This window comes from Gordonia sp. DT30 (genome assembly GCF_049844915.1).
Taxonomy (GTDB): domain Bacteria; phylum Actinomycetota; class Actinomycetes; order Mycobacteriales; family Mycobacteriaceae; genus Gordonia.
Genome location: NZ_JBNCLY010000003.1, coordinates 259,371 through 284,341 on the forward strand (window position 1 = coordinate 259,371; position 24,971 = coordinate 284,341).

The window sequence follows — 24,971 nt, forward strand, 5'->3', positions numbered from 1 at the left end:
GCGAGCGACTCGACGAGAACCTCAGCGGGACTTGGCCTTGGCGGCGTAGCGCTCCTGCAATGCCGACAACTGCGAGTCGGCGACGGCGTCCATGTCCTCGAGTTCCATGCCCTTGGTCTCACGGACCTTGTACCGCACGAAGAAGAACGACGCGGCCGCGCAGAAGGCGAAGAAGCCGTAGATCCAGCCGAGGCCGAGGACCTTGCTCATCTGGGGGAAGAGCATCGAGATGATGAAATTGGCGATCCAGTTGAACGCCGTGCAGACACCGAGCGCCACCCCGCGGATGCGGTTGGGGAACATCTCCCCCAGCATCACCCACATGATCGGCCCCCAGGTAGAGGCGAAGGCCACCACGAACAGGTTGGCCCCGACCAGGGCCAGCGGACCCCACGGATCGGACAGCGAGGTCTTGGGCTCACCGTCGACCACGGTGGTAACCGCCTGGGTGAACGCCACGCACGCCATCACGAGGCCGATGAACATCCCCACCGATCCCCACAGCAGCAGGATGCGTCGGCCGATCCGGTCGACGAACAGAATGGCCACAAAGGTCATGACGACATTGATCACCGCGGTGATGACCGAGGTGGTGAAGGCGTCGTCGGTGGAGAATCCGACCGACTGCCACAGGGTCGTCGAATAATAGAAGATCGCATTGATTCCGACGAACTGCTGAAAGACGGCCAGCCAGATTCCGACCCAGATCAACGGATGCAAACCGAACGATGGTCCGCGGATGTCGCTGAGCGAGCTGGCGCGGTCGCGCTTGACGGTCAGCCGGATTTCTCGCACCCGCTCGAGCGGATTGGCCTCACCGGTCACCTCCTGCAGGATTCGCGCGGCCTCCTCATCTCGGTTGCGTCCGACGAGGTAACGCGGTGACTCCGGGATGGACAGCGCGAGCAGACCGTAGACGAGCGCGGGCACGACCCCGACGAGGAACATCCACCGCCACGCATCCAGGCCCCACCACAGTTGGTTATCCGGTCCCCCAGCGTGGTTCTGTAACAAGGTATCCGAGAGAAGCGCGGCGAAGATGCCCAGCGTGATCGCGAGTTGCTGCATGGAGGCCAGCGCACCGCGGTAGCGGGCGGGCGCGATCTCGGAGATGTAGGCGGGCGCGATCACCGACGCGATGCCGATGCCGAGTCCGCCGAGAATGCGCCACAGCAACAGATCCCACAGCGTCTGCGTATAGGCGGTACCGATGGCCGAGATGATGAACAGCACCGAACCCAACAGCATGACGCGTTTGCGGCCCCACATATCGGCCAGACGACCGGCGAACCACGCACCCACCGCGCAGCCCAGAAGGGCGACGGCGACGGCGAATCCGTTGAGCAGGAAACCCAGATGGAAGGTGTCCTGGATGGAATTGACCGCTCCGTTGATGACCGAGCTGTCGAATCCGAAGAGAAAGCCGCCCACCGCGGCGGCGATGGAAACGCCGATGACCTTCGCCGTGTGTTGTGCGTCGATCTCGGCGTTGTGCGCTTCTGACATGATCCGAACCCCATCTCTTCGGGCCCGGTACGGGGCCCCCTCGGGCTACCTGTGATCGCTACCTGTGATCACGCTACCCCGTCAGGTAAGCGGCCCCTGCGGAATTCGCGCACCGGCGTGCCAACAATTTCCGGTGGTGTCCGCACCCCGCGATCTCACCGATACATCGGCCGACGCATCAGGCGGTGGCCCGCCCGCGACAACTCGAATACTGCGGATTGACCATCGGGACAAATGCCAGCGCACCGATCTTCTGATCGATGCTGAACGCCACCGGACCGCTTCCCGGATGGAGCACCACTTCCCATGAGACGACCTGGTTTCGGGCCGGCACGTCGACGGTCCCGGTACGTCCGGTCGCCAGATTGCGCCACGACACCCGGACGTCGATGGTGTACTCCAGAACGCCGGGCCGATCCCGCGACGAGCCGACCAACGAGATCGCCGGTCCGGGTAAACCGTCGGACGGGAAGGCGATCTGGTTGTACACGTCGACCCACACGGGAATGCGGGGCGCCGGCCACGGATTGGCGCTGTCACACCGCAGGGTCGTGACGTGGTTCGGCTCTGCGTCGGGTAGAGCCGACGCAGAGCCGATGCCGGTCACCGCCAACCCGAGCGCAACGACCATCGATGACAGCACAGCAATGGCCTGCGCCCACAAACGTCTGAAATGCACGGACCCACGCAGCATGCGGCTCAGTGTAGGGGCACTACGCTGAGGTCATGGCGAAATTGCAGATTGCCCAGGATCCCGTCGCCGACGAGTTGTTGTCGTCGGATCCGTTCGCACTGCTCACCGGAATGCTGTTGGATCAGCAGTTCCCGATGGAACGGGCGTTCGCGGGCCCCGCCAAGATCAAGGACCGCTTCGGCAGCCTCGATCCGGCCGCGATCGCTGCCGCCGATCCGGCGGAGTTCGCCGACCTCTGCGCCACCCCGCCGGCCATCCACCGGTACGGCCGGTCGATGGCCGGCCGGGTACAAGAAGTGGCCCGCGCCGTCGTCGACGAGTACGACGGTGACGCGTCACGGATCTGGACCGAGGCCACCAGCGGTGCGCAACTGCTGGCCCGGCTGCGGGCGTTGCCGGGCTTCGGCGAACAGAAGGCCAAGATCTTCACCGCGCTGGTGGCCAAGCAACTCGGGGTGACACCGGACGGCTGGACCGAGGTCGTCGGGGATTACGGCAAGGACGGCTTCCGGTCGGTCGCCGACGTAACCGACGCCGACTCGCTGCAGCGGGTCCGCGAATTCAAGAAGGCGGCGAAGGCCGCGACCAAGGCCAAGTCCGCGGCCCGCGGACGCTAGGGTTCGCGCATGAATTCTTCCGACGCCGATCACAAGAACAGTTCGTCGGCCGACCGCGGAGCGACTGGGCCGATCGGTCTGCGTTCGCTGGTGGAGTTCCCGTTCCAGTTGGGCTTTGCGGTCACCGGCGTGTCGCTGACCGCTGCCGAATCGGCCATCAACATCGCCCGCATCACCGCAGGCAGCGTGCAGCACGAGGTGACCAATGCACTCGGCATCCCCGGCGGCGATTTCGGTGGCACCGGCGCCCCGTTGGCACTACTCGGGCAATTGGCCGACCTGCTCGGGCCGGACCGTCCGTTCGGCCGGATCATCGCTCCCGGCGGCCCGCTCGAACGGCTCCTGATTCCGGGCGGGGTGATCGATCGGCTGACCGCCAAGAACGGCCTCCTCGAGAAGCTGACGGCTCCGGGCGGCATCCTGGACCAGATGTCGGAGGACGGCGGCATCCTGACCCGGCTGACCGCCAAGGACGGCCCGCTCGACCGGCTCACCCGTACCGGCGGGGTGATCGACCAATTCACCGAGAACGAGGGCATTCTCGAACGGCTGACGTCGCCGGACGGCATCATCGACAAGCTCACCGCACCCGACGGCGTGCTGGAGAAGGTGAGTGCGGATGGCGGCATACTCGATCGGCTCGCCATCGACGGCGGCCTACTCGATCAACTCGTCGGCGAGAACGGCGCAGTGGAGCGCGCCATCGCCCCGGGCGGCCCCCTCGACCGCATCACCGAACTCACCGAGGTGATCGGCCAGTTGGCGCCGAATCTGCTTGCGATGCAAGACACCGTGCACGAACTGGCCGAGACGGTCGATCTGCTCAATCAGACCGTCGCGCCGCTGGGCGGACTGGCCGAGCGACTACCGAAGCGGCTGACACGCGGATCGAAGGGCGGCAACGTTCCCGGCACACCGGCCCGCGACCATGGCGGACACGAGGGGCCACCGCAGATCACGCCGTGATCCAACCGCCGCCGGCCGCAACCGCGTCGGACAACAGCGCCATGTACCGGTCGATGTCGGGACACACGTCGGGCGCGGCGATCACCGAAATACTCACGCGCCCACCGATTCCATGGATCCCATGATTGAGTCCGTGCACCGGCGAGAGCGCGGGAAATCCTGCGGTGACGACCGATTCGCCGCCCCCGAGGGCCAGATCGGCCGGCCCACGGTTCACCGATGACACGACGCTGATCCCGTCGATCCGTTCCGGCGGTTCGCCCCGCCCGGCCTGCCGCGCGCCGAGGATCCGCAGCGGGGCCGGAGTGACATGTTCGGCGCGACGACCCGCTTCGATCACCGGATCGGGCGCAGCGGCCCGGGCCGCGACGATGGCATCGGCAATCGCGGCCGCCCGCTCCTCGAGATTGTCGAGGTCGGTGCGCAGATTGATGCTGACGTTCCGAAAGTCATTGCGCGACAAGTTGCCGACGGGCCGGCGGTCGCCCTCGTAGGCCACGGCCAGCGTGACGGTGACCGGGGTCCTCGGATCGCCCAGATAGCGGGACAGCGCGATGGAGATCGCGATGAGGGCGCCGACGGTGACGCTGCGCCCCCGTGCGGTGAGTGCATCCGCCGGAACGGTCACAGTGCGTAACCGACGCTCGACGCCGTGCGGACGATTGATCGGGGTGGGGCCGACTCCCGTGGTCGTCGGTGCCGGGCGCCTGCGGTGACGCCCGAATGCCACTGCTCCCCAAGAGATCATGCGTGCCGTGTCGACCGGAAGGCGCAGGGCACCGATCAGCGCCGTAGCCGCGCGCCGCAGCGGCTCCGGACATACCCGCCCGTCGGGCACGGCCAGGGTATCGACGGGATCCGCAGCGGATGAACCGCCGCTCTCCTTCGCACCGAAGAGCTTTCGGGCAATTGCCGACGAGCGCCGGCCGTCGCCGAGTGCGTGTGCGATCTGCAGGATCGCCACGACCAGCGCGTCACCGGGTACACCCGCCGGCGCCGACACCGGGCCGTACAGGTGCAGTCGCCACATCCGTTGTCGCGCATCGAGTTGGTCGTCGATCGACGCGGCGACGCGGTCCAGGCAGCTCTGCCAGGTCATCGGACCATGCGTCAGTCGCACCTGGTCTTCGGTGACCGGAGCCCGACCCCAGTAGGGTCGGTCGAGGCCTACGGGTACGTCATCGACCCGCCTACACAGGTCGTCGATCGTCACCGCGTGGGTCCGGACCTGCGCGGCGATCTCCTCGAGAGATGCGCTCGCCGTGGCAAACCCATACAGCAGGAACTGGTCACTGCGCATCGTCGGCGACATCCAGTACCACTGGGCGTCGACCGCCGACATCCGAGCCGAACGCAACCTCACTTGTCCTGATTGCGCAGATGCACCAATGCCTGCACGTGGATGTCGGCGCCGTCGACGGCGCGTCGAATGTCGTCCACGGCGGGCCCGAGGACCTCGGCGATCTGGTCGTACGAGTACCGCGGCGGGGCGGTCACGTCGATCCGGATGATGCTGCGGCCGCGGTCGTCGAGTGCGCGCACCGACGCCTCGTCGAACATCGTCTTGCCCGACAGTTCGTCGGCGACGGCGGCGGCGATCAGCTTCGGTGGGACGGTCAGGATGCCGTCGGCACCGCTGCCGGTCAGGATCAGGTCGTCGACCTTGCCGGGACGTGCGGCGGCGCCGAGCAGACTCACACCCCACACCAGAGCGACGACCACGGCGCCCAGAAGTGCCGCCCACCACCAGTCCGCGGCGGTTGCGGTGGTCGCCCACGTCGGATCGAGCGCGTCGACCCAGCCCTTGATCGGGGTGATGTCGAGTTGCCAGCCGAGGGCGCCGATGCCGATGACAAGGCACGCCAATCCGATCACGGCGGCGGTCAGCCGGTGCACCATCACGGGAAGTCGGTTCATGAACGCACCTCCCTGCTTCTGACGACGCGTCGGATCTTGACCCGGGGTGGGTGTTTCAGTGGCGAGATGGCCTCGGTCGCCCGGTCGTGCAGGAGCGCTTTGTCGACCTCGCCGGAGACGGTCACGGTGACCTTGGCCCGGCGACGCCCGACCACTGTGGTCGCGTGCTCGACGCCGGTCACCGTCAGCAACGCCGCGCTCGCCCGCCGGGCGACGTCTCCGCGGCGCGTCCACATCACCTGATAGTCGCCGAGCTGCACATGTGTGCGCCGCCGCGGTTTGACCGCCAGCCACAACAACCACAGTCCGAGCAGCACCAGGATGACCGCGACCGGCCACATCCACGTCTGCCAGGTGCGTTCGGCGATCCACGCCGCGGAATTCTGTGTCCAGGAACTCCCGTCGAGCCAACCGACACGGACGATGAGATCCCGGATCCCGATACATGCCAGTCCGATGAGCAGCAGACCGAGCACCGCTCCGACGATTGCGGCACCGGGATAGGCAGCCGGGGCGAATATCTTGCCCTCGGCGAGATCCTGGTTCTCGGCGACGATCTCCTCGCGTGAACGCTGCGCAGAATCCGGAAATGCGGTCATGAGTCGATCCCTTCCTCCGCCGAATCGGAAGTCGTTGTGTCCCCGGCACTCTGGGCGGATTCTGGCGCGCCGGCAGGCAGGGCCGGCAGTTCGATGAATCCGTTCCGGGGCCCTGAGTCGTCGGAGTCGGTGGTGATCGTCGCGACCGTGACGTCGACCCGGGACGGCCGGATGCCGGTGAGGCGGGCCAGTTCGTCGGCGACATGCGTACGTACGTCCCGGCATACCTGCGCCACTGCACACGGCCACCTCACCGCGATGGTCACCTCCACCTGCGGTGCCGTATCCGACATGTCGACCCGCACCGAAGGATATGCGGCACCGAGCGAGCCGGGTCCGAGTAGTGATCCGATCGCGTTGCTGTGGCGGATGACGCCGTCGATCCCCAGCGCCGCGCGACGGGCGATCTTGGCACCGACGCGGTCGGCGATCACCAACGCCCCCTTGGCATCTCCGGTGGCCGGCGCTGCGGTCCCGACGACACCCGGGTCGTGGGTACGCGCGCCGCGGGTGACCGTCACCCGCGACCGTGATGCGGTTGCCGACTCAGCCACGATTCCGGCCCCGCAACAGAGCACCGATGTCGATGGCCCCGTCTCGCTGCAGACCCAGCGCCAATCCGATGCCACCGAGAACGAGGGCCAGCACGAAGCCGCCGAACCCGCCGGTGGTAACGGCCAGCGCGAGCAGCAAGCCCACGAACAGACCGACAATTGCGTTGTTACTCATCGTTGTCCACCTCTGTCGTACCAGGCCGGTCCGGCCCGCCCGGCTGCCGCGGAGCGGCAGAACTACCGTCGGGGCCGGCCGGGCGGGATTGTTCGGTTGCCGCTCCCGGGATACTGACGTCCTCCACCGTGACGTCGATCGGCATCGCGGCGACGTCGCTCGCGACGCGCGCCACCTGCGCCGCCACCGCGCGCAGATCATGGTCGATATCGACGATCACATGCACTTCACCCCGGCCGTCGGAGAGTTGGACCCCGCTGACGCGGCCGCCCGGCAGATAGGTGGCGATCTCGCCGAACACCCCACCGTGCAGATCCGCCACGCCGTCCACGCCGGTCGCCGCATCGGCGACCCGCTGGGCGAGGTCTGCGGGGTCGCCGGACCGGGCGGCGGGACGGTCACCCACGGATTCGCCGTGCACGGTCATCACTGGACGCGCGGCGTGGCGTCGGAGTCCTCGTCGTCATCGTCGTCGCCGAAGCTGACGTCGTGGACGGTCACGTTGACCTCGGTGACCTCGAGTCCGGTCATCGATTCGATCGCGTTGATCACGTTGCGCCGGATCGCCGCCGCCAACTGGTGAATGGCGACACCGAAGTCGGCGACGATCGACACGTCGACCGCGGCCTGTTTCTCGCCGACCTCGACGTTGATGCCCTGCGTGGTGCTCACCGAGGTGCCGGGGATGACCTCGCGCACCCTTCCGACGACGCGTTCGGCGGCACCACCGACATCATGGACACCGTCGATCTCGCGGGTCGCGATCCCGGCGATCTTGGCGACCACGGCGTCGGCGATCACGGTCTTGCCGCGAGCACCCGGCGCGCCGCTCTCACTGCTCAGTGCCAGTCCCTTGCCGGTCGGCTCGGTGGTCGTCGCGGCTTCGGTCTTCGCCTTGCTCTGGGCTGATTCGGTCACGAGAACTCCTCTGTACTCATTCCACTTTCACGGACAGTGCTTCGGTATGCCTCCCGGGCGGACGTCCACGACCGTGACGACCTCATCGTTGTCCTGGCCTGGGGCGGGCGACGCCGATATAGGGTGAGTCGTAGTGGAACCGAAATGTGCACGCGTGAATTCGAGTGAATTGGATCACAGTCCCCCGTCGGCCGCAGGACGTACCGGCGCCGGGACGGCCGACCCGGCCGGTCCGGATCTCACTCTGACCGGGGTGACCGACGAGGAACTCGCCGGTGCCGCGGCCGCGGGCGACACCGAGGCGTTCACCGAGCTCGTCGCCCGTCTGTCCCCGCCGTTGTTGCGCTATCTGCGCCGTATGGTTCCCGACCCGCAGACGGCCGAGGATTTGGCCCAGGACACCCTCCTCGACGCGTGGCGCGGGCTGCCGGACTTCGCATTTCGCAGCAGCACCAAGACGTGGGTGTTCGCCATCGCCCACCGCAAGACCGTCGACTTCCGGCGCCGGCGACGCGACATCCCCACGGCCGAAGAGCAATTCTTCGACGTGGCCGCGCCCGAACCGTTACCGTCGGACGAGGCACTGCGAAAGACATTGGTCGAGGCGTTGGGTGGTGAACTGAACACACTCCCGCAGAACGCCCGGGCGGTGTGGTGGTTGCGCGAGGTCGAAGGTCTGTCCCTCACCGAGATCTCGCGGGTCCTGCAGATCAGTACGGGGTCTGTGCGCGGCCACCTCCAGCGAACTCGCCGCTACCTGGCGGCCCGACTGGCACCGTGGCGGCCCGGCGGCGGCGAACCGACGTCCACCGATTCCCGGCACGGCGGAAAGGAGTCCAGGCGTGAACAGCGAGATCGATGACGAACAGACCGACGCCTGGCTCGTCGCCGCGGGCCGGGAACTCGGCGGGCCCGACAATTCCTTGAGTGCCGACGCGAACCGCCTCGTCGGCGCCATCACGGCGAGTCTCGGCACCATCCGCCGTCCCGGGCGCGCCTTGGACACCGACACCTCCGGAGTCCGGATCTCGGATCGGGTTCTCAAGCAGCTCTTGGCAATTCGCATCCGACGTACGCTCGGGCGACTGGTCGTGCACCTCGTCGTCGACGGCGCGGACGGGGCCGTGGACCGCATCCGGATCGGACTCATCGCGCGTTATCGTGACGTCCTGCCCACCGATTCCGAACGGGTACGCGACACCGTCACCGACGTCCTGAACGCCGTCCTCGGCCCCGACCACTCCGCCACTGCTGCACAACATCTGGACGTGCGCTGGCAGGACCTGGAGACGCACGAGTGGTCGGCGTGAACCTCGGGCCGACCGCGGATCGGTGATCGCCTCACCGATCAGCTGACCGTCACCCCTCCCGGGTGATTGTCCACCGTCGATGGCGGCGGAACCGCCCACGACGGGCACCCGGCACTAGTCTTCTTGCCAGACATCACCAACTCGGCAGCCGCACGATCTGCGGACCGCCGCCGCCGGAGGAGAGGACCTCGATGGCCAGACGCCGGACCCCGATGGCGGCGCGACGCGATCCGCCCGCGTGGTCGATACCCCGTGGCACGATCGTGCTGCTCTCGCTGGGCGGCCTGGTCGTCGCGGTGGGCGGCGTCCGGGAGGTGTCGTCCCTCGTGGCACCGACCTTCCTGGCGTTGATGCTCACCGTGGCGGTGGCTCCGGCGGCGAGTTGGATGCGGCGCAAGGGTTTACCGGCGTGGTCGGCATTCATCGTGGTGCTCGCCCTGGTATACGGGATCCTGATCGGCCTGTTCGCGGCGCTCGCATATTCGGTCGCCCGGTTCGCAACGATCCTCCCCGACTACCAGGACAAGTTCGATAACCTGGTCAAGGACTTCCAGCACTTCCTGACCGATCATGGCGTCAGTGAACAGAAGGTGCAGGACATGCTGCACCATGTCGACTCCGGCAAGGTCCTCAGCGCGGCCACCGACGTGTTGCAGTCGACCGTGGGAGTCGCGTCGTCGCTGATTCTGGTTCTCGCACTGCTGCTGTTCATGGCGGCCGACACGGTCGGATTCGGCGAGCGCATGGAGTATCTGCGGACCGAACGTCCCGACATCGCCTCGGCCTTCACCGCCTTCGCCCATGCCACGCGCAGCTATCTGTGGGTGTCGACGCTGTTCGGTCTGATCGTCGCGGTCTTCGACAGCGTGGCCCTCGCCATCATCGGTATTCCGCTGCCGATCCTGTGGGGCCTGCTGTCGTTCATCACCAACTACATCCCCAACATCGGCTTCGTCATCGGCGTGATCCCACCGGCGTTGCTGGGGTTGCTCGACGGCGGGGTCACCCAGATGCTGGTCGTCATCGTCATCTACAGCGTCCTCAACATCGTGATCCAGTCGGTGATCCAACCCAAATTCGTCGGTGACGCGGTCGGGTTGTCGACGACGGTCACCTTCGTCTCCCTGATCTTCTGGGCGTGGGTGCTCGGCCCGCTCGGGGCCATCCTCGCGGTACCGCTGACCATCATGTGCAAGGCGTTGCTGATCGACATCGATCCGTCGACGCGCTGGGCCGATGTCCTGCTCACTTCGACGGTGCCGTCACAAGGCGACACGTCGAAGGGTTCGAAGGTCGAGAACTCGAAAACGGAGCCGGAGACAGCGAGTTCGGAACAGAAGACGACCACGGCAGGCGAGGAGGCGACACCACCCGACTCCCCCACCGATGCCGGAACCGGGGCCGACGCCTCGTCATCGGCGCACAACACCCCGCCGGCGGACAGGGGTCCCGACAAACGCTGAGGTGCCCGCGCTCAGCGGTCGGTCCACACCGGCGTGCGTTTGCCCAAAAACGCCGACATGCCTTCTTGCGCATCACATGTCATCGCGTTGGCGGCCATTGTCTCGGACATCAATTCGTAAGCGCGGGGCTCTGTTTCATCGATCTGCCGATAGAACGCCTGCTTCCCGATGGCCAGCGTCGAGGCGCTCGACCCGGCGATCCGTTGCGCCAGATCCCGTACGGCGTCCGTCAATTCGGCCGGTGCGACGACATCGTTGACCAGCCCCCATTCGGCGGCGGTGCCGGCGTCGATCGGGTCACCGGTGAGCAGCATCGCCATGGCGCGTTTACGCCCGATGGCGCGGGTCAGGGCGACCATCGGGGTCGAGCAGAACAATCCGATCCGCACGCCCGGGGTGGCGAAGGTCGCCGTGTGGGCGGCGATCGCGAGGTCGCAGGTGGCCACCAGTTGGCATCCGGCGGCGAAGGCCGCCCCGGACACCTCGGCGATGACGGGACGGTCGAGCTCGTGGACGGCGGTCATCATCTCCGAGCACGTGTCGAACACCGCGCGTTCGTCCTCGAGTGTCCGGTCGACGAGTTCGCCGAGGTCGTGCCCGGCGGAGAACGCGGGGCCCTCGGCGCGGATGATGACCACTCGCACGGCGGTGTCGGAGCCGAACCCCCGCAGCGCGTCGATGATCGAGCGCATCGCCTCGGTCGAGAGCGGGTTGCGCCGCCCGGGCCGGGTGAGGGTGATGATGCCTAGCGGGGCGTCGACACTCACCTCGATCGGGCTGGCGTTTCCGTCTGTTGCCGCGCGTCCCATTGCCGCCTCCTCACCGGGGCACCCACCGGCGCCTGCCACTGTTGCCGGTTCCAGTGTGCCCGTCGGGGTGCGGTGCATCGGGTCGATCGACCTGAGCGGAGCGAACGATCTACACCTGAGCGGAGCGAATCAATCCACACAGGGGATCGTGCCGGTGTTGACCACTGCCGGGCCGCTGTCGGGTGGCGGGCCGGCGTCGGCGCCGGTTGTGTCCGAGCTGTCGTCGGTCTGGGCGCCGTCGGTCTGGGTGCCGTCGGTCTGGGTGCCGTCGGTCTGTTGATCTGCACCGGCCGCCGACGAGGTGGGGGTGCTGGTGCTGCTGGGGGTGGTCGCCACCGGAAGCCCGAAGGTGCGTCGTACCTCTGTGCGGATCGCGGTGGGGTCGATGATGTTGACGGACTGGCCGTCGACGGTGGCGTACCGGACGACGGGCAACGTCTGGAAGCTGATCTTCTGGCCGGGAACCCCGACCATGTCCTGGGCCCATGACACGACGTCCCAACCTTGGGAGAAGACGACGTCGTCGTCGACCACACCCATCAGCCGATTCATCTTTCCGACATCTGTCAGTGTCCCCGCGCTCTGCATCTGGTGCAGCGCGGACAGCAGGAACGCCTGCTGTCGGTGCGTGCGGTCGAGGTCGCCGCCGGCGAGTCCATGCCGCTGCCGGACGAAGGCGAGGGATTGCGCCGCCGACAACCGATGGAAACCGGCGCTGAAGTTGGCGCCCGAATAGTCATCGGAGACTGCATGATTGAGGCATACCTGGACTCCGCCGAGCGCCTTGGCGACGTCGTAGAAGCCGATCAGCGACACCTCGGCGAAACGGTCGATGGGCACGCCGGTCAAGGTGCGAACCGCGGCGATGGTCGCGGCGCGGCCGGCGTCACGCCCCTTCGACTCGAGTGTGCTGCGGTCGGTGTCGCCGTTGTTGACCAACTTGTCCTCGGTGGCCGCCTTGGTACGTCCGTACACCTCCTTGATCTTGGCCTGCGAGACGTCGAGGTCCGGTGTGCGGACGAGGTCGTCACGTGGGATGGAGAAGGCGACGATGTTCTTCCGGTCGGCCGGGATGTGCATCAGGATCAGCGTGTTGGTGTTGTAGCCGCCCGAGTCGCCGTCGCCGGCGTGTAGCTGCCGCATCACGTCATCGGGCAGATCGTTCCCGTTCCTGTCTTTGCGGGTGTCGAGCCCGATCAGCAGGATGTTCTGGGCTCCGTCGGTCGAGTGCGGTGCGCCGTCAAGGGCATTGGAGTAGCCGAGCCCGCCACGGACCGAATTGGCGCCCAGCCACATCACCCCGGTCACCAGAAAGGCGATCACCGAACACACGACCACCGCCGCGCGCGCGACGCCGATGGGGCTGCGCCGCCGCCCCCGCGTCCGGCCCGTCCGGCCCGACCTGCCCGACGTCTTCGGCTCGTCCTGCACGGCCGGGACGGCGACGGGCCGGAACGCATCGGTCGCCCGCGCATCCGGTTCGCGATACGCCGACGACCACGACGCCGGGCCCGGTGCCGCCCGGCGATAGACCTCACCCGCGGTGAGACGGTCGGGGCGGGCGGGGCGGTGACGCCCCGTGGCCGCGCGTGAGCGACGGCGATCGAACTCGCTCGACATCGTTCTCCATTCGTCGTCACTGTCTCGCACGCAAACCGGATCAGGCTAGCGTCTCGGGCTGTGAACCGGCTGAGCCGCCGAAGCGAAGCCGACCGAAGCAATCGCCGGCGGGCAGGACTGCGCCAGAATCACAGTGATACAGCACACATACTCGATATGGCCTTCATCACAAATCGCCTTTGTTTGCCGGCCGACATGCAGAAGGCGACACGCCGAAATGCGCAGGCATTTCCCATTTGATTCACAGCGTTATCGCACCGTGATCAGCTCTGCGCAGGTTGGCGGTGTGACGTGACCTCACCGTTATCGATCCGTAGGGTCGCCACCGGTCCGAGAATCACCTGCCCACCACCGGGCAGATGAGAGGAGGAAACGATGACGACCACCATGAAGAAGCTCGCCGTCCGCGCGGGAGTGATCGGCGCGCTGGCCGTGGCACCATTCGGTGTGGCCACCGCGACTGCCTCGGCCGATACCGGCCACAACTGGGATGCCGTCGCACAATGCGAGAGCGGCGGCGACTGGAGCATCAACACCGGCAACGGCTACTACGGCGGCCTGCAGTTCACCCAGTCCACCTGGGAGGCCAACGGCGGCAGCGGTAGCGCGTCCAACGCCTCACGCGACGAGCAGATCCGGGTTGCCGAGAACGTCCTGGCCACCCAGGGCCCAGGTGCCTGGCCGGTCTGCGGCCAGTACCTCTGAGCCGATAGCGAATCCACCTGAGCGTGGAACCGCCCCGAGGAGGCGACCCGGCACGGGTCGCCTCCTCTGCGCCTTTCACACCCCTTGCGCAGCCACCGGGCCGCGTCGGGTGATCAGCCGAGCCGCCAGCGGGAACACCAGCACCGTGGTCGCGCCGGCCGCGACGAGCGTCGAGGCCAGCGACGGCGACATGAGTTCGCTGCGCGTGGCCACCTGGGTCACCGCCACGATGATCGGTAGACCCGTTGCGGCATACAGCGCCAACTGAATCCGCTCACGCCCCACCCGCAGTGAGGCGTCGTGTGTCACCAGCCGCTCGCCCACCCACACCGGCACGCCACGTGCCACACCGATTGCGAGTACGAGCAGCACCCACAGCGCCGGCGATGATGCCACCGCGGACGGGTCGATGTTCATTCCCGAGGTCACGAAGAAGACCGGGATCAGCATCCCGAAGCCGATCACCTCGAGTCGATCGACCACCGGGCTGTCTTCGGGGATCAGCTTGCGCAGGGCGATCCCCGCCGCGAACGCCCCCAACACCACGTCGAGGTCGAAGACGGCGGCGACCGCCATGAACGACGCCAGCAGCGCGATCACGACGCGGACCGGCAGTTGAAAGGTCCCGCCGCTCATCTCCGTCAACGACGCCTGCAGGGCCGGTACCCGGGCGAATCGTCGCGGCACCACGAACAGGATCACTGCGGCCAGCGCGAAGAGCACCAGCACGATCACCGCGCCCAGGATGTTGCGGCTCGTCAGCAACAACGACATGGCCAGGACCGGTCCGAGCTCGCCGACCGCGCCGTGGGCCATCACCGCACGCCCGAGTGGCCGGTCGAGCAGACCGTCGGATTTGATGATCGGCAGCAGGGTGCCCAGCGCCGTGGAGGTCATCGCGATCGCGACCGCCACGTGCGCGGTGAAATCTCCCGGTGTCGCCATCAGCGCCACCGCCACCGTCGCGATGATCAGACTCAACAGCCAGATGCCACCGGCGAGCGCACCGGGCTTGCCCCGCAACAGGTTCGGATCGAGTTCGAACCCGGCCAGCAGGAACAGCATTCCCAGACCGAGTTCACTGACCGCCGAGACCGAGCCCGGGTCGGCCATCCCCAGCACGTGCGGACCGAACAGCATCCCGAGGACCAGCAGCACCACGACCTCGGGAACGTACCGACGGGTTGCGCGGGCCACCAGCGGAGCGACCACCGCAGCCGACGCGATCCAGAAGAGCGTGACGGCAGTCGTGCGGTCGGGGTCGGCAGCCGCCTCGGCGAGAACGCTCACCTGCGTCATCCTGCCTCACCGGCCTGCGCCGGGTGGTCCGATGACCTCACCGCGCGTCGACCTCAACCGCCGCCGGGGTCACCGCGCCGGGAAATCACCCGATACCGCAATCAGCCGTTCTTGCTGCCGCTTTCGTCCTCGCCCCGATCGGCCGGCTTCGGCTCTGCCGTCCCGATGGCCGATCCGTCGAGCGCGCTGACCGCGATGCCATAGGGCAAGAACCGCACTCGGCGCCGCGGATCGGTGTTGTGCTGATTCGCGCGCAGGGCATCGACCTCGGATGCAAAGACCTGCTCGACCCGCGCATCGCCACCGTCATCGACGACGAAGACCGCCCACACGCCGGCCCCGACCTCACCTGCGGTCGGGGGTGTGGGCGCCGACCGTCGACTCGTGGTGGCGTCGACGAAGGTCGAGAACATGCTCGACGCAGCGGGTTCGGAGACGAACCGCCCGAACACCTGCCGAAGTCCGTCGGCGGCCTCCCGCGCGAAACGATCGAAGTCCTCGGGATCGAACCCGAAGGGTTGATTCTGACCGGCCATCGGCAGCCTCCCGTTCATGGGCCTGCCATCGGGGTCAGGCACTGTGACTCCAGTGTGGCCACCGCCCACCGCGTTCGCCACCACGCGGCCCGTCGCCGGTGGGAGGCCGCACGTTCAGTCCAGTCCGGCGTCGTGGACGAGGATCGCCACCTGCACGCGGTTGGCCGCGCCGAGTTTGGTGAAGATATGGGAGATATGGGCCTTCACCGTGGCCACGCTCAGGTAGAGCTCGGCACCGATCTCCGCATTCGACGCGCCCTTCGCCAGCGCGACGGCCACCTCACGCTCGCGCTCGGTCAACTCGTCGAGCGCCGCCCGGGCCGCCGGCGCCTCCGCACGATCCCCCGCGTCGACGACCTGTTTGATCAGGGCGGCGGTCACCGAAGGACTCAGGGCCGGCTGGCCGTCGAGCACATTGGTGATCGCCGCGACGATGCCCTCCGGCGGGGTGTCCTTCAGCAAGAACCCGTCGGCGCCCACCGCCAGTGCGCGCACCACATAGTCGTCGGCGTCGAAAGTCGTCAGCACGATGACCGCGGGCGCGGGCGCGGCCGCCTTCAACTCGGTGGTCGCGGCGATACCGTCCATCACCGGCATCCGCAGATCCATCAGCACCAGGTCGACCGGTGCCGCGCGGTGGGCGTCGACCGCCTCGCTGCCGTTGGCCGCCACCGCCACGATCGACAGCGTCGGCTCGCCACCGAGCAGAAGTTGCAGACCCGACCGCACCAGCGGATCGTCGTCGACCACCATCACGCGTGCGACCACTCTTGTCTCCTCCGCATTCGGTTCATCCTCGCCACCCTCGCATCGCAGTCTGAACGTCCGGCCACGCGCGCGGCAAGCCGGTGTCAGGTCCGCGCGGGCAGCCAGACATGCAGGATGAACATCCCGTCGTCGGTGCGAGTGGTCGAGTGCCGCCCGCCACTCAACTCCACTCGTTCGGCGAGGCCGATCAACCCCAGCCCGGACGGCGGCAGCGAGGGCGAGCGGTCCCCGATCGGCAGCGGGTTGGCGACCAGCAGATCGATCCCGTCGGCTCGCCCCGGCTCGATGCGCACCGTCACCGCCGAGGCCGGGGCGTGTTTACGCGCATTGGTCAGCCCTTCCTGCAGGCAGCGGTACAGCGTTCGCACCGTGGTCGCCGCCACGGTCGTCAGGTCTGCGGTGCGGGTATAGGTCACCCGCATCCCCGCAGCCGTGCTCTGCGCGACCAGGTCGTCGACGTCGCCGCCGCCGGCCTGGGGCTGCTCGGGGTCGGCGTCGCCGGGTCCCTCACGCAGCACGCCGAGCACCTCGCGCAATTCCGTCAGCGCCAGCCGCGAGTTGGCCTCGATGGTCTCGGCGGAGTCGTGTACCTGATCCGGGGTCAGATCCCTCCGGTAGGCCAACGCTCCGGCATACATGCTGACCGTCGAAATTCGGTGCGCGAGAACATCATGCATTTCCCGCGCGATCCGCGCACGCTCCACCGAGCGGGCCTGGGCCACCTTGGCCTGCTGTTCCTGTTCGGCGAGCATCGCCCGCGATCGCCAGGTGGCCAGCAGTTCGCGCCGCGACCCGATGTACATGCCCCACGCGACCAGTATCGCGGTGATCGCCACCAGAAATGCGTAGCGCTGCAAGCGCGGATCGCTCGACGAGCCGGTGAGGAACTCGTCCCCCACTGCGCCGCAGACGATACTCAACGCGATCTGCGGGACGATCTCGCGCCACCGGCGGCGCGTGGACAGCGAGACCATGGCCAGCGCACCGGCACCGGCGGAGCTCATCGAGATCATCGCGGCCAGATTCGTGAACGTACACACCAGTACCGGGTGCGAACGGCGCCACCACGTCGCCACATAGCAGGCCACCCCGACGACGAGGTCGGCGCCGATAAACCACATCGCATGGGGCAGATGGTTTTCGCCGTGACCGGCGAACGCCAGCACGGAGATCGCGAGCATCAGCAGCAATCGCCAGGTGTGACTCCACCACGTCAGCGCTGGCTGATAATCCTCCGGGCGCACCCTCTCACCGTAGTGGGGGGCAACCCGCACGCGCGTGCATCCATCGGCTGGGTCGATATCCGACTTTGGTCGTAGACCGATTCCATCCTCGTGCCCGATGTCCTCGGCCACCGGTTCCGACGAGCATGAATCCCATGATCACAGTCGAAAACCTCACCAAACGCTATGGCGACCACATCGCCGTCGACGATGCGTCGTTCACGTGCCGGCCCGGACAGGTCACCGGCTTCCTCGGCCCCAATGGGGCAGGTAAGTCCACCACCATGCGGGTGATGACGGGTCTGACGCCGCCGACGTCGGGAGCGGTCACCATCGACGGCCGGCCCTACCGGGAGATCCCCAACCCGTCCATCGAGGTCGGGGTACTGCTCGACGCGTCGGCACAGCATGCCGGCCGTACGGGCGAGGAGATCCTGCGCCTGACCGCGATGACCATCGGCATGCCACGCACCCGGGTCGACGAGATGCTCGAGCTGGTCAGCCTGACCCCCGACGAAGCCGGGCGACGCGTCCGCAACTACTCGCTCGGGATGCGTCAGCGTCTGGGAATCGCCAACGCGCTCATGGGAGATCCGCGGGTGTTGATCCTCGACGAGCCGGCCAACGGCCTCGACCCGGCCGGTATCCACTGGATGCGCAGTCTGTTGCGCGGATACGCCGATCGCGGCGGCACGGTGCTGTTGTCGTCGCACCTGCTGAACGAGATCGAGATCGTCGCCGACGATCTCGTGGTGATCGGCAACGGACGAATCGTGGCCCAGGGCACCAAATCCGAGCTGCTCGCCGGCACCGGCACCAGCGTCCGTTCGCTCGACGACGCCGCTCTGGCGACGGCACTCGACGCGGCCGGGATCGTCGCACATCCCGATACCGCAGGCGGCCTGCACACCGACGCCGACCCCGAGCAGGTCGGTCGGGTCGCCGCCGCACACGCCATCGCGCTGACCGAGTTGCGTGCCGGCGACGGAGCCAAACTCGAGGAGATGTTTCTCTCGCTCACCGCATCCACCCAACGTGAACAACCACTGACCGCAGGAGCATTCTGATGACCACCCTTGCCGCCACCCAACCCGCCACCGCGGTCGGCACCCGCGATGCCACGGGTATCCCGATGTCCCGCCTCATCCGGGTCGAACTCCGCAAACTCGTCGACACCCGGGCCGGATTCTGGCTCGCGGCCTCGATCGGCGTGCTGTCGGTGGTCGTCATCGGGGCGATGCTGATCGCCAATCGCAACGATCTCACCGCGCTGAGCTTCGGTCAGATCTTCGGAATGGTGAACATCCCACTCGGGGTCATCTTGCCGGTGATGGCCATCCTGCTGGTGACCGGTGAGTGGAGTCAGCGGTCGGCGCTGACGACCTTCACCATGGAACCCCGCCGCGAGCGGATCGTGATCGCGAAGCTGGCGACGGCCGTCATCGCGTCCGGGATCGCCGTCGCGGTGGCCCTCGCCCTGGGGGCGCTCGGAAACGTGATCGCCGGTCTGGTTTTCGCCGATCCGGCGGGCGCGTGGTCGGTCACCGCAGCCGGCTTGGTGAATTCCTTTGTCCTGCAACTATTCGGGTTACTCCTGGGCTTCGGCTTCGCCGCGTTGTTCCTGAACACACCCGGTGCCATCGTCGGCTACTTCGTGTTGCCGACCGCACTGACTCTCGTCAGCCAGCTGGTGCCGTGGTTCAAAGGTCACCTCGGCACGTGGATCGATATCGGAACGACCAACGCGCCCTTCCAGTCCGAGCACTGGGCCTCCGGTGGCGACTGGGGCAAGCTCCTCGTGTCCGCGGTCCTGTGGATCGCGATCCCGATGGCCTTCGGGATCATGCGCATCATGCGCGGGGAGATCAAGTAGCGATCGCACCGTCCCGACGAGCCTCCGGCGCAACCCAGCGAATTGACAGCGAATTCACCACAAATCTCTCGGGCAGTTCTCAGTCACCGTGGGCAGCGTGGTCTGATGACCACAGATCGCCATCCCGACAACAACATTCCGGACGGATCGGACAATCCGGTGCCCTCCGGTGGCACGGAGCACGACCCCGTGCCACCGGATTTCACTGTTCCGGCCGGCCGGCCGGCCGGTCCGACGGGTCCGCCCGCCGGCACCGCACCCGATGCGTCCGCCACACCCGATACGTCTGCGCAGTGGCAGCACACCGCGCCGTTCGGTGCTGCGACACCCGACGCCCGCCCGGCCCCGACCGACGCGCACGGTCCGCACCCCTACGCCACCTCACCGCTGGGACAGCCCTATCCCGGCCCGGCGGCGACCGGTCAACTGCCACCCGGACCGCCACCCTTCTCCCCGATGACCACCATGGCGCCGCCGCCGGGCGGTCCGCGCCGTTCATCGATGAAGCCGATCATCGCGACCGCACTGATCGCCGGATTGCTCGGCGGCGCAGTAGCTCTCGGCGGCAGCGCCCTGGTCGGCCACACCACCGGGTCCGCCCCGCAACTGGGCGCACCGGCCGCGGCCACCGCCGCACCCGCCCAGCCCGGATCGGTCACCTACGCCGCGCAGGCCGCCTCCAAGTTCACCGCCGACATCGAGGTGTCCGCCGGTCAGGGCACCGCGATCGGCAGCGGCATCGTATTGTCGCCCGATGGCTACGTCCTGACCAACAACCATGTGGTCGCCGGCGTCGGCGATGGCGCGACCATCCGCGTCACCACCGCAGACCAGAAGACCTATGCGGGCTCCGTGGTGGGCACCTCACCGTCCTATGACCTCGCGGTCGTCAAGCTGGCCAACGCATCCGGTCTCCCTGCGGCCGCCCTCGGCAACTCGGACGGACTCCAGGTGGGACAACAGGTGGTCGCCGTCGGCAGCCCGGAGAACCTGTCCAACACGGTCACCTCCGGCATCATCAGCAACCTCTCGCGCACCGTCACCGCCGGTGACGAGCAGGGCTCGCAGGTCACGGTCTACAACGGACTGCAGACCGACACGGCGATCAACCCGGGCAATTCCGGTGGGCCGCTGGTGAACCTGTCCGGTCAGGTGATCGGCGTCAACTCCGCCGTCGACACCGGATCGGACTCCCAGGGTGGTGTCCAGGCGTTCGGCTTGGGCTTCGCGATCCCGGTCAACACCGCACGCCGCGTCGCCAACGAACTCCTCGCCGACGGACACGCCACCAAACCCGTTCTGGGCGTGACCGGTTCGCTTCAGGACACCGACACCGGTGCCACCACCGGCGGCGGCACCGCCGGCGCTCGGGTCACCGGCGTACAGAGCGGCAGCGCGGCCGACGCGGCCGGAATCTCCGCCGGTGACGTCATCACCAAGGTCGGTGACGAGCGGGTGACCGGCTACGCCGATCTGATGGCACAGATCCTGACACATCAGCCGGGGCAAACGGTCCCGGTCACCGTGTCCCGCGGCGGCCAGGAACGCACCGTCACGGTGAAACTCGGCAGTGCCGTCGACACCGCACAGACGACGGTGCCCAGCACCCGCGGAACACGCTGACGCGCAGGTATTCCGGTCCGACTGATGCTTCCCGCGCACCGTACAGCGCGCAGGAACACGTGCGAAGTCCACCACGCGCGCCACATCCGGATGCTTTGCTCAGCGAGGCGTTTCTTCACCGAAGGGGTCGAGTCCTCTGACGACGATGGACGACATCGCTACACCTCCAGGACTTCGATATCGGCCATGACATCACTTTGAGTCCAAGTCGACGCCGCCGTACGGTCGGGGCGCTTCGGCGGCTGCGAACCGGCCCGTGTCCTGGACGTCGAGCTATAACGTGCGGCTATGGCGACGGTCGAGACGATTATCGTCTCGACCGTCGCTATAGGCGCATCCTATATTCGCCCCGTGCGCCTGACCGGTGTGATGTGCGGCCGTCACCCGCTTCATCCGCAGCAGTGAGTAGGGCCTGCCGTCGTCTCGACAACACCGGCGTCTGTGCTGCGTCCATTGCGCTGCGCCATACCGCCAGAAGCCGGTGACCGACCAGGCCGGCCTGATGGTGTAGCGGTCCACATCAGCCGGAGGCAGTCCGTTCAGGTGACCGCAACGCGGCCGGAGACGTTGACCGCGACGCGGCGGGAAGCACTCAGTGGCGTTCCCGACGCCGTGGACGCACCGCGACCCAGATGCTTAGCTGATCGGTGTGAGTGACAACGCCGTCTCCGGGCCGATAGCGCAGGTCCATCCCGACACGCCCACCCGCTCGGGCGATGCTCCGGGACGGTCCATCTCGGCCGAGATCGACGACCTCGCCGAGGAGATCGAGAAGCTGGCGGGCATGGTCGCGACGATGGCCGATGACGACGCACTGCGTGCACCTCTCGTCGCCGATGCCGTCCGCAGCGCGCGACTCGACATCGTGCTGGCCGGCGCCGCCCTCACCGACACGACGGCGGCCGACACGATCGGCCATGGCGCCACCTTGCGACTGATCGGCATCGCCGTGCGGCAGTTGTCACAGCGCAGCGCGCGTGAGATGGTCCACGCCGTCCGATCCCGGCCACCCGCGGTTCTCATCCGAGTGGTGATCACCCTGGCCGTCAGCATGTCGCTCGTCACGTTCTACAGCCTGACCGGGTGGGCCAGTTACGACAAGACCGGTTCCTCAACGCTCTACGTCTTCGGCGCGGTGGTCGGCAGCGTCATCTGCACCAATGCACTGTGTTTCGACGCGAAGCGGGTGTGGGCGGACATGCGCGCCGGACAGCGGCTGTGGCGGATACTGGCCGCCAAGAACCTCGCAGTCTTGGTCGGCGTGGCCATCGCAGCCACTCCCGTGATCGTATACCTCAGCGCCACAACGGATCTCTACGCTCCCGCAATGATCGATCAATTCATCGTCATGGTGCTGATCTGGCTGGGCGTCGGCAACCTGCTGTCGGTCCTCGCACCGCTCCGGCATGAGTCGCTGTCTGCGCGACTGAAAGACGGAACATGGCGACAATATCTGGCATCATTCGGCGTCTCCTATCTCGTCGGGATCACGGTGAACCTCATGATCTACTGGCGGCTATGGGCCCGTCAGCTGGCCTCGGACGAGATCAGTGCGCCGACCTGGACATTGCAGTTACTGCTCTTCGCCAGCGGTGTCCTGATGTGGATCTGCATGACGGTGGTCGCGATATCGGTCGCCGGATTACCCACGGTGCGAACCGCACTCATTCGCGAGATGCTTGCCGCCCACCCCGATCACGACGACGCCGGGGCCACCGCACAGTCCTCGTCAGTTCGAGTGGTCTGACCCGCGCGTGGTGTCGACTGCGCTGCGCCACACGTCCACGAGCAGGGGCGTCACCGGCGACCAGAGCGCGTTGCCCGGACCGGGAGTCGACCGGCGCGGATCGCCTTCTCCGCCATGGTCCTACACGTCACCTGCCGCTGTAGACAGGGAACGCGGCATTCTCGCCGTAGTCCCGGGCGTCGAGGTCTCTCAGCGCCGCCATGTCCGCGTCCGAGATCTCGAAGTCGACCTCGGCATTGGCGCGCATGTGCTCCGGGTTCGCCGTCTTCGGCAGCGACACCGTACCGAGCTGCAGCGTGTAGCGGATGCACAGCTGCGGGACGCTCACGCCGTACCGTTCGGCCATCGCCGCCACGTCGACGTTCGTCAGGATTTCGCCGTGCGCGATCGGCGAGTACGACTCGACGAGGATGCCCTTGCTCTCGCAGAAGGCGATCAGCTCGCCCGGGGTGTTGCCCGCATGCACGAGCAGCTGGTTCACGTGCGGCGTGACCGTCGCGCCCGCGAGGATGTTCTCGAGGTCGGACTGCTGGAAGTTGGAGACACCGATCGAGCGGATCTTGCCTGCCTTGTGCGCCTCTTCGAGTGCACGCCACGCCTCGCGGTTGCCCTCGGCGTAGTCGCCGCCGCGGAAGTCGTCCCACGGCTGCGGCGAATGGATGAGCATCAGGTCGACGTAGTCGAGGCCCATCGCCTCGAGGGACCCGTCGATCGCGGCGACCGCGGCGTCGTACTCCTTGATCTCGGCGGCCAGCTTCGTCGAGACGAAGAGGTCCGGGCGCGGGACGCCTGCAGTACGCACGCCCTCGCCGACGCCACGCTCGTTGCCGTAGGCCTGCGCGGTGTCGATGTTGCGGTAGCCGATCTGCACGGCGTCACGGACCGCCTGCGCGGCTTTGTCGTCGTCGATGAACCAGGTGCCCAGACCCAGCTTGGGAATCCGGACGCCGTTCGTGAGGGTGTAGGTGTCGTTCAGGATGCTCATCGGTTGTCTCCGTTCTTTCCGAATTCGGCCGTACACCTCGTCGGTGACCGACTCGAGCCATTCGTTGCCGACGCCCTCGCCGCGCGTCAGTCCTTTCCGCTGCTGAAGATTCAGCGGTCGTGCGAAGGGCGACCAGTACCGATTACTACACCTGTATGGAGCAGTGCCGCATCCAGGTCGGCGCCGGGCACCGCGGGCGGGTCCTCGTGTTGCGGCACAGATCGGTCACGCGCCGGCCCCTCCGTCGACCGGGACGATCGCCCCGGTGACCATGGATGCGCGGTCACTCAACAGCCAGGCAGCGGCCTCGGCGACCTCGCGGGGCTCGGCCAGACGGCCCATCGGGCTACTGGCCGCGCTTGCCTCGATCACGCCGGGGCTGGCCTCATCCCACTCCTGCATCAATTCCGTCGCGGTGCCGCCCGGAGTGATGCCGTTGACGCGAACGCCGTCCTTGGCCCAGCTGACGGCGGCGGATTCGGTGACGCTGTTCAGGGCCCGCTTCATCGCCCCGTACACGGGAAGCAGCGGGTTCGCGCGGCGGGCACCGATGCTGGAGGTGTTCACGATCGCCCCGCCGCCGCTTTCACGCATGAGTGCGAATTCGGCGTTCATGGCGATCAGGTGCGACCGGAAGTTGACCGCATACTGCTCGTCCACGTCGGCGTCGGTCGCGCCATCCACCGGACCGGCTTGCTGTTGCATGATTCCGCCGTTGTTGAACGCGCCGTCCAGCCGGCCGTGCAGCTCACGAACACGGGTCACCCCTGCCCGGATGCTATCGGGGACGGCGAGGTCGACGGTGACGGCGTCGGCGGTTCCCCCGCCGTCACGGATCTCGGTGACGATGCGGTCCAACGCATCTCGGCTGCGCGCCGCGAGGACGACCGACGCGCCCTCCTGGGCGAAGAGGTGCGCGGCCGCGGCACCGATACCGCGGCTCGCTCCCGTGATGAAGATGATCTTTCCCGCAAGCAGCCCGATCGATGTGGTGGCGGTGTCGTTGTGTGTCATGTCGACCAACCTGCCCCGGCCGTCGCCGCGGATGCAGGCACAAGCTGTAC

The 24,971-nt window shown here is 67.4% G+C and carries 27 protein-coding genes; 10 read left to right on the top strand and 17 right to left on the bottom strand.

All coding sequences use genetic code 11. The features are described from left to right. Positions 1-21: 21 nt before the first annotated feature. Entirely contained in the window at positions 22-1,506 is a 1,485-nt protein-coding gene (locus ACLQ3C_RS04915; protein ID WP_425703903.1) for a sugar porter family MFS transporter, read from the bottom strand. A gap of 178 nt (positions 1,507-1,684) precedes the next feature. After that, positions 1,685-2,137, bottom strand: a complete 453-nt coding sequence (locus tag ACLQ3C_RS04920; RefSeq protein ID WP_425703986.1) for a hypothetical protein — start codon at positions 2,135-2,137, stop codon at positions 1,685-1,687. Positions 2,138-2,232: 95 nt separating this feature from the next. Between ACLQ3C_RS04920 and ACLQ3C_RS04925 the strand changes: the two genes are divergently transcribed. Next, a complete protein-coding gene (locus tag ACLQ3C_RS04925; protein WP_425703904.1) occupies positions 2,233-2,817 on the top strand; it encodes an HhH-GPD-type base excision DNA repair protein in 585 nt (194 codons plus the stop codon). Positions 2,818-2,826: 9 nt separating this feature from the next. Continuing rightward, positions 2,827-3,783 carry a hypothetical protein gene (locus tag ACLQ3C_RS04930; protein WP_425703905.1) on the top strand — a complete coding sequence of 319 codons (957 nt, stop codon included), beginning with the start codon at positions 2,827-2,829 and terminating at the stop codon, positions 3,781-3,783. Here the strand turns inward: ACLQ3C_RS04930 and ACLQ3C_RS04935 are convergent. The 7 genes from ACLQ3C_RS04935 to ACLQ3C_RS04965 are packed head-to-tail and all read right to left on the bottom strand — an operon-like array spanning position 3,773 to position 7,946. Continuing rightward, the gene (locus tag ACLQ3C_RS04935) at positions 3,773-5,146 is read right to left on the bottom strand and encodes a hypothetical protein (RefSeq protein ID WP_425703906.1); all 1,374 of its coding nucleotides are present in this window, start codon (positions 5,144-5,146) and stop codon (positions 3,773-3,775) included. The genes ACLQ3C_RS04930 and ACLQ3C_RS04935 overlap by 11 nt on opposite strands. Next, positions 5,143-5,700: a hypothetical protein gene (locus tag ACLQ3C_RS04940; protein WP_425703907.1), complete on the bottom strand. Its 558-nt coding sequence runs from the start codon at positions 5,698-5,700 to the stop codon at positions 5,143-5,145. The genes ACLQ3C_RS04935 and ACLQ3C_RS04940 overlap by 4 nt, the downstream gene beginning before the upstream one ends. After that, entirely contained in the window at positions 5,697-6,299 is a 603-nt protein-coding gene (locus ACLQ3C_RS04945; RefSeq protein ID WP_425703908.1) for a DUF6286 domain-containing protein, read from the bottom strand. The genes ACLQ3C_RS04940 and ACLQ3C_RS04945 overlap by 4 nt, the downstream gene beginning before the upstream one ends. Beyond that, positions 6,296-6,853, bottom strand: coding sequence for an Asp23/Gls24 family envelope stress response protein (locus ACLQ3C_RS04950; RefSeq protein WP_425703909.1), 558 nt, complete (start codon positions 6,851-6,853; stop codon positions 6,296-6,298). The genes ACLQ3C_RS04945 and ACLQ3C_RS04950 overlap by 4 nt, the downstream gene beginning before the upstream one ends. After that, on the bottom strand, positions 6,846-7,028 hold the full coding sequence (locus ACLQ3C_RS04955) for a DUF2273 domain-containing protein (protein ID WP_425703910.1): 183 nt from the start codon (positions 7,026-7,028) through the stop codon (positions 6,846-6,848). Before ACLQ3C_RS04955 ends, ACLQ3C_RS04950 begins: the two co-directional genes overlap by 8 nt. Then, positions 7,021-7,455, bottom strand: coding sequence for a hypothetical protein (locus tag ACLQ3C_RS04960; RefSeq protein WP_425703911.1), 435 nt, complete (start codon positions 7,453-7,455; stop codon positions 7,021-7,023). The genes ACLQ3C_RS04955 and ACLQ3C_RS04960 overlap by 8 nt, the downstream gene beginning before the upstream one ends. Next, positions 7,455-7,946, bottom strand: a complete 492-nt coding sequence (locus ACLQ3C_RS04965) for an Asp23/Gls24 family envelope stress response protein (RefSeq protein WP_425703912.1) — start codon at positions 7,944-7,946, stop codon at positions 7,455-7,457. The genes ACLQ3C_RS04960 and ACLQ3C_RS04965 overlap by 1 nt, the downstream gene beginning before the upstream one ends. Before the next feature lie 154 nt (positions 7,947-8,100). On the opposite strand from ACLQ3C_RS04965, the gene ACLQ3C_RS04970 reads away from it, so the two are divergent. The 3 genes from ACLQ3C_RS04970 to ACLQ3C_RS04980 all read left to right on the top strand — a co-directional run bounded on the left by ACLQ3C_RS04970 (position 8,101) and on the right by ACLQ3C_RS04980 (position 10,719). Continuing rightward, positions 8,101-8,808 (top strand): RNA polymerase sigma factor, encoded by a 708-nt coding sequence (locus tag ACLQ3C_RS04970; protein ID WP_425703913.1) that lies wholly within the window; start codon positions 8,101-8,103, stop codon positions 8,806-8,808. Beyond that, positions 8,789-9,256 (top strand): hypothetical protein, encoded by a 468-nt coding sequence (locus ACLQ3C_RS04975; protein ID WP_425703914.1) that lies wholly within the window; start codon positions 8,789-8,791, stop codon positions 9,254-9,256. The genes ACLQ3C_RS04970 and ACLQ3C_RS04975 overlap by 20 nt, the downstream gene beginning before the upstream one ends. A gap of 191 nt (positions 9,257-9,447) precedes the next feature. Next, the gene (locus ACLQ3C_RS04980; protein WP_425703915.1) at positions 9,448-10,719 is read left to right on the top strand and encodes an AI-2E family transporter; all 1,272 of its coding nucleotides are present in this window, start codon (positions 9,448-9,450) and stop codon (positions 10,717-10,719) included. Positions 10,720-10,730: 11 nt separating this feature from the next. Here ACLQ3C_RS04980 and ACLQ3C_RS04985 read toward each other — a convergent pair whose 3' ends face one another. Next, the gene (locus ACLQ3C_RS04985; protein WP_425703916.1) at positions 10,731-11,528 is read right to left on the bottom strand and encodes an enoyl-CoA hydratase; all 798 of its coding nucleotides are present in this window, start codon (positions 11,526-11,528) and stop codon (positions 10,731-10,733) included. 129 nt (positions 11,529-11,657) lie between these two features. After that, a complete protein-coding gene (locus tag ACLQ3C_RS04990; RefSeq protein ID WP_425703917.1) occupies positions 11,658-13,148 on the bottom strand; it encodes an LCP family protein in 1,491 nt (496 codons plus the stop codon). 375 nt (positions 13,149-13,523) lie between these two features. Between ACLQ3C_RS04990 and ACLQ3C_RS04995 the strand changes: the two genes are divergently transcribed. Then, a complete protein-coding gene (locus ACLQ3C_RS04995) occupies positions 13,524-13,853 on the top strand; it encodes a transglycosylase family protein (RefSeq protein WP_425703918.1) in 330 nt (109 codons plus the stop codon). Between the two features lie 75 nt (positions 13,854-13,928). Here ACLQ3C_RS04995 and ACLQ3C_RS05000 read toward each other — a convergent pair whose 3' ends face one another. The 4 genes from ACLQ3C_RS05000 to ACLQ3C_RS05015 all read right to left on the bottom strand — a co-directional run bounded on the left by ACLQ3C_RS05000 (position 13,929) and on the right by ACLQ3C_RS05015 (position 17,700). After that, positions 13,929-15,152, bottom strand: a complete 1,224-nt coding sequence (locus ACLQ3C_RS05000) for a cation:proton antiporter (RefSeq protein ID WP_425703919.1) — start codon at positions 15,150-15,152, stop codon at positions 13,929-13,931. A gap of 101 nt (positions 15,153-15,253) precedes the next feature. After that, the gene (locus tag ACLQ3C_RS05005) at positions 15,254-15,688 is read right to left on the bottom strand and encodes a hypothetical protein (RefSeq protein ID WP_425703920.1); all 435 of its coding nucleotides are present in this window, start codon (positions 15,686-15,688) and stop codon (positions 15,254-15,256) included. Positions 15,689-15,802: 114 nt separating this feature from the next. After that, positions 15,803-16,456 (bottom strand): response regulator, encoded by a 654-nt coding sequence (locus ACLQ3C_RS05010; protein WP_425703921.1) that lies wholly within the window; start codon positions 16,454-16,456, stop codon positions 15,803-15,805. Positions 16,457-16,539: 83 nt separating this feature from the next. Continuing rightward, positions 16,540-17,700: a sensor histidine kinase gene (locus ACLQ3C_RS05015; protein WP_425703922.1), complete on the bottom strand. Its 1,161-nt coding sequence runs from the start codon at positions 17,698-17,700 to the stop codon at positions 16,540-16,542. Between the two features lie 125 nt (positions 17,701-17,825). Between ACLQ3C_RS05015 and ACLQ3C_RS05020 the strand changes: the two genes are divergently transcribed. The 4 genes from ACLQ3C_RS05020 (at position 17,826) to ACLQ3C_RS05035 (ending at position 22,922) form a co-directional block, all read left to right on the top strand. Beyond that, positions 17,826-18,746, top strand: a complete 921-nt coding sequence (locus ACLQ3C_RS05020) for an ABC transporter ATP-binding protein (protein WP_425703923.1) — start codon at positions 17,826-17,828, stop codon at positions 18,744-18,746. Next, complete coding sequence (locus ACLQ3C_RS05025; protein ID WP_425703924.1) at positions 18,746-19,552, top strand: ABC transporter permease; 807 nt, start codon at positions 18,746-18,748, stop codon at positions 19,550-19,552. Before ACLQ3C_RS05020 ends, ACLQ3C_RS05025 begins: the two co-directional genes overlap by 1 nt. Before the next feature lie 105 nt (positions 19,553-19,657). Then, the gene (locus ACLQ3C_RS05030) at positions 19,658-21,175 is read left to right on the top strand and encodes a trypsin-like peptidase domain-containing protein (protein ID WP_425703925.1); all 1,518 of its coding nucleotides are present in this window, start codon (positions 19,658-19,660) and stop codon (positions 21,173-21,175) included. Between the two features lie 649 nt (positions 21,176-21,824). Continuing rightward, positions 21,825-22,922 carry a hypothetical protein gene (locus ACLQ3C_RS05035; RefSeq protein ID WP_425703926.1) on the top strand — a complete coding sequence of 366 codons (1,098 nt, stop codon included), beginning with the start codon at positions 21,825-21,827 and terminating at the stop codon, positions 22,920-22,922. A 127-nt stretch (positions 22,923-23,049) separates the two neighbouring features. Here ACLQ3C_RS05035 and ACLQ3C_RS05040 read toward each other — a convergent pair whose 3' ends face one another. Together ACLQ3C_RS05040 and ACLQ3C_RS05045 are read right to left on the bottom strand one after the other, a co-directional pair. Further along, positions 23,050-23,907, bottom strand: coding sequence for an aldo/keto reductase (locus ACLQ3C_RS05040; RefSeq protein WP_425703927.1), 858 nt, complete (start codon positions 23,905-23,907; stop codon positions 23,050-23,052). A 225-nt stretch (positions 23,908-24,132) separates the two neighbouring features. Then, positions 24,133-24,921, bottom strand: a complete 789-nt coding sequence (locus ACLQ3C_RS05045) for an SDR family NAD(P)-dependent oxidoreductase (protein ID WP_425703928.1) — start codon at positions 24,919-24,921, stop codon at positions 24,133-24,135. Between the last annotated feature and the right edge of the window lie 50 nt (positions 24,922-24,971).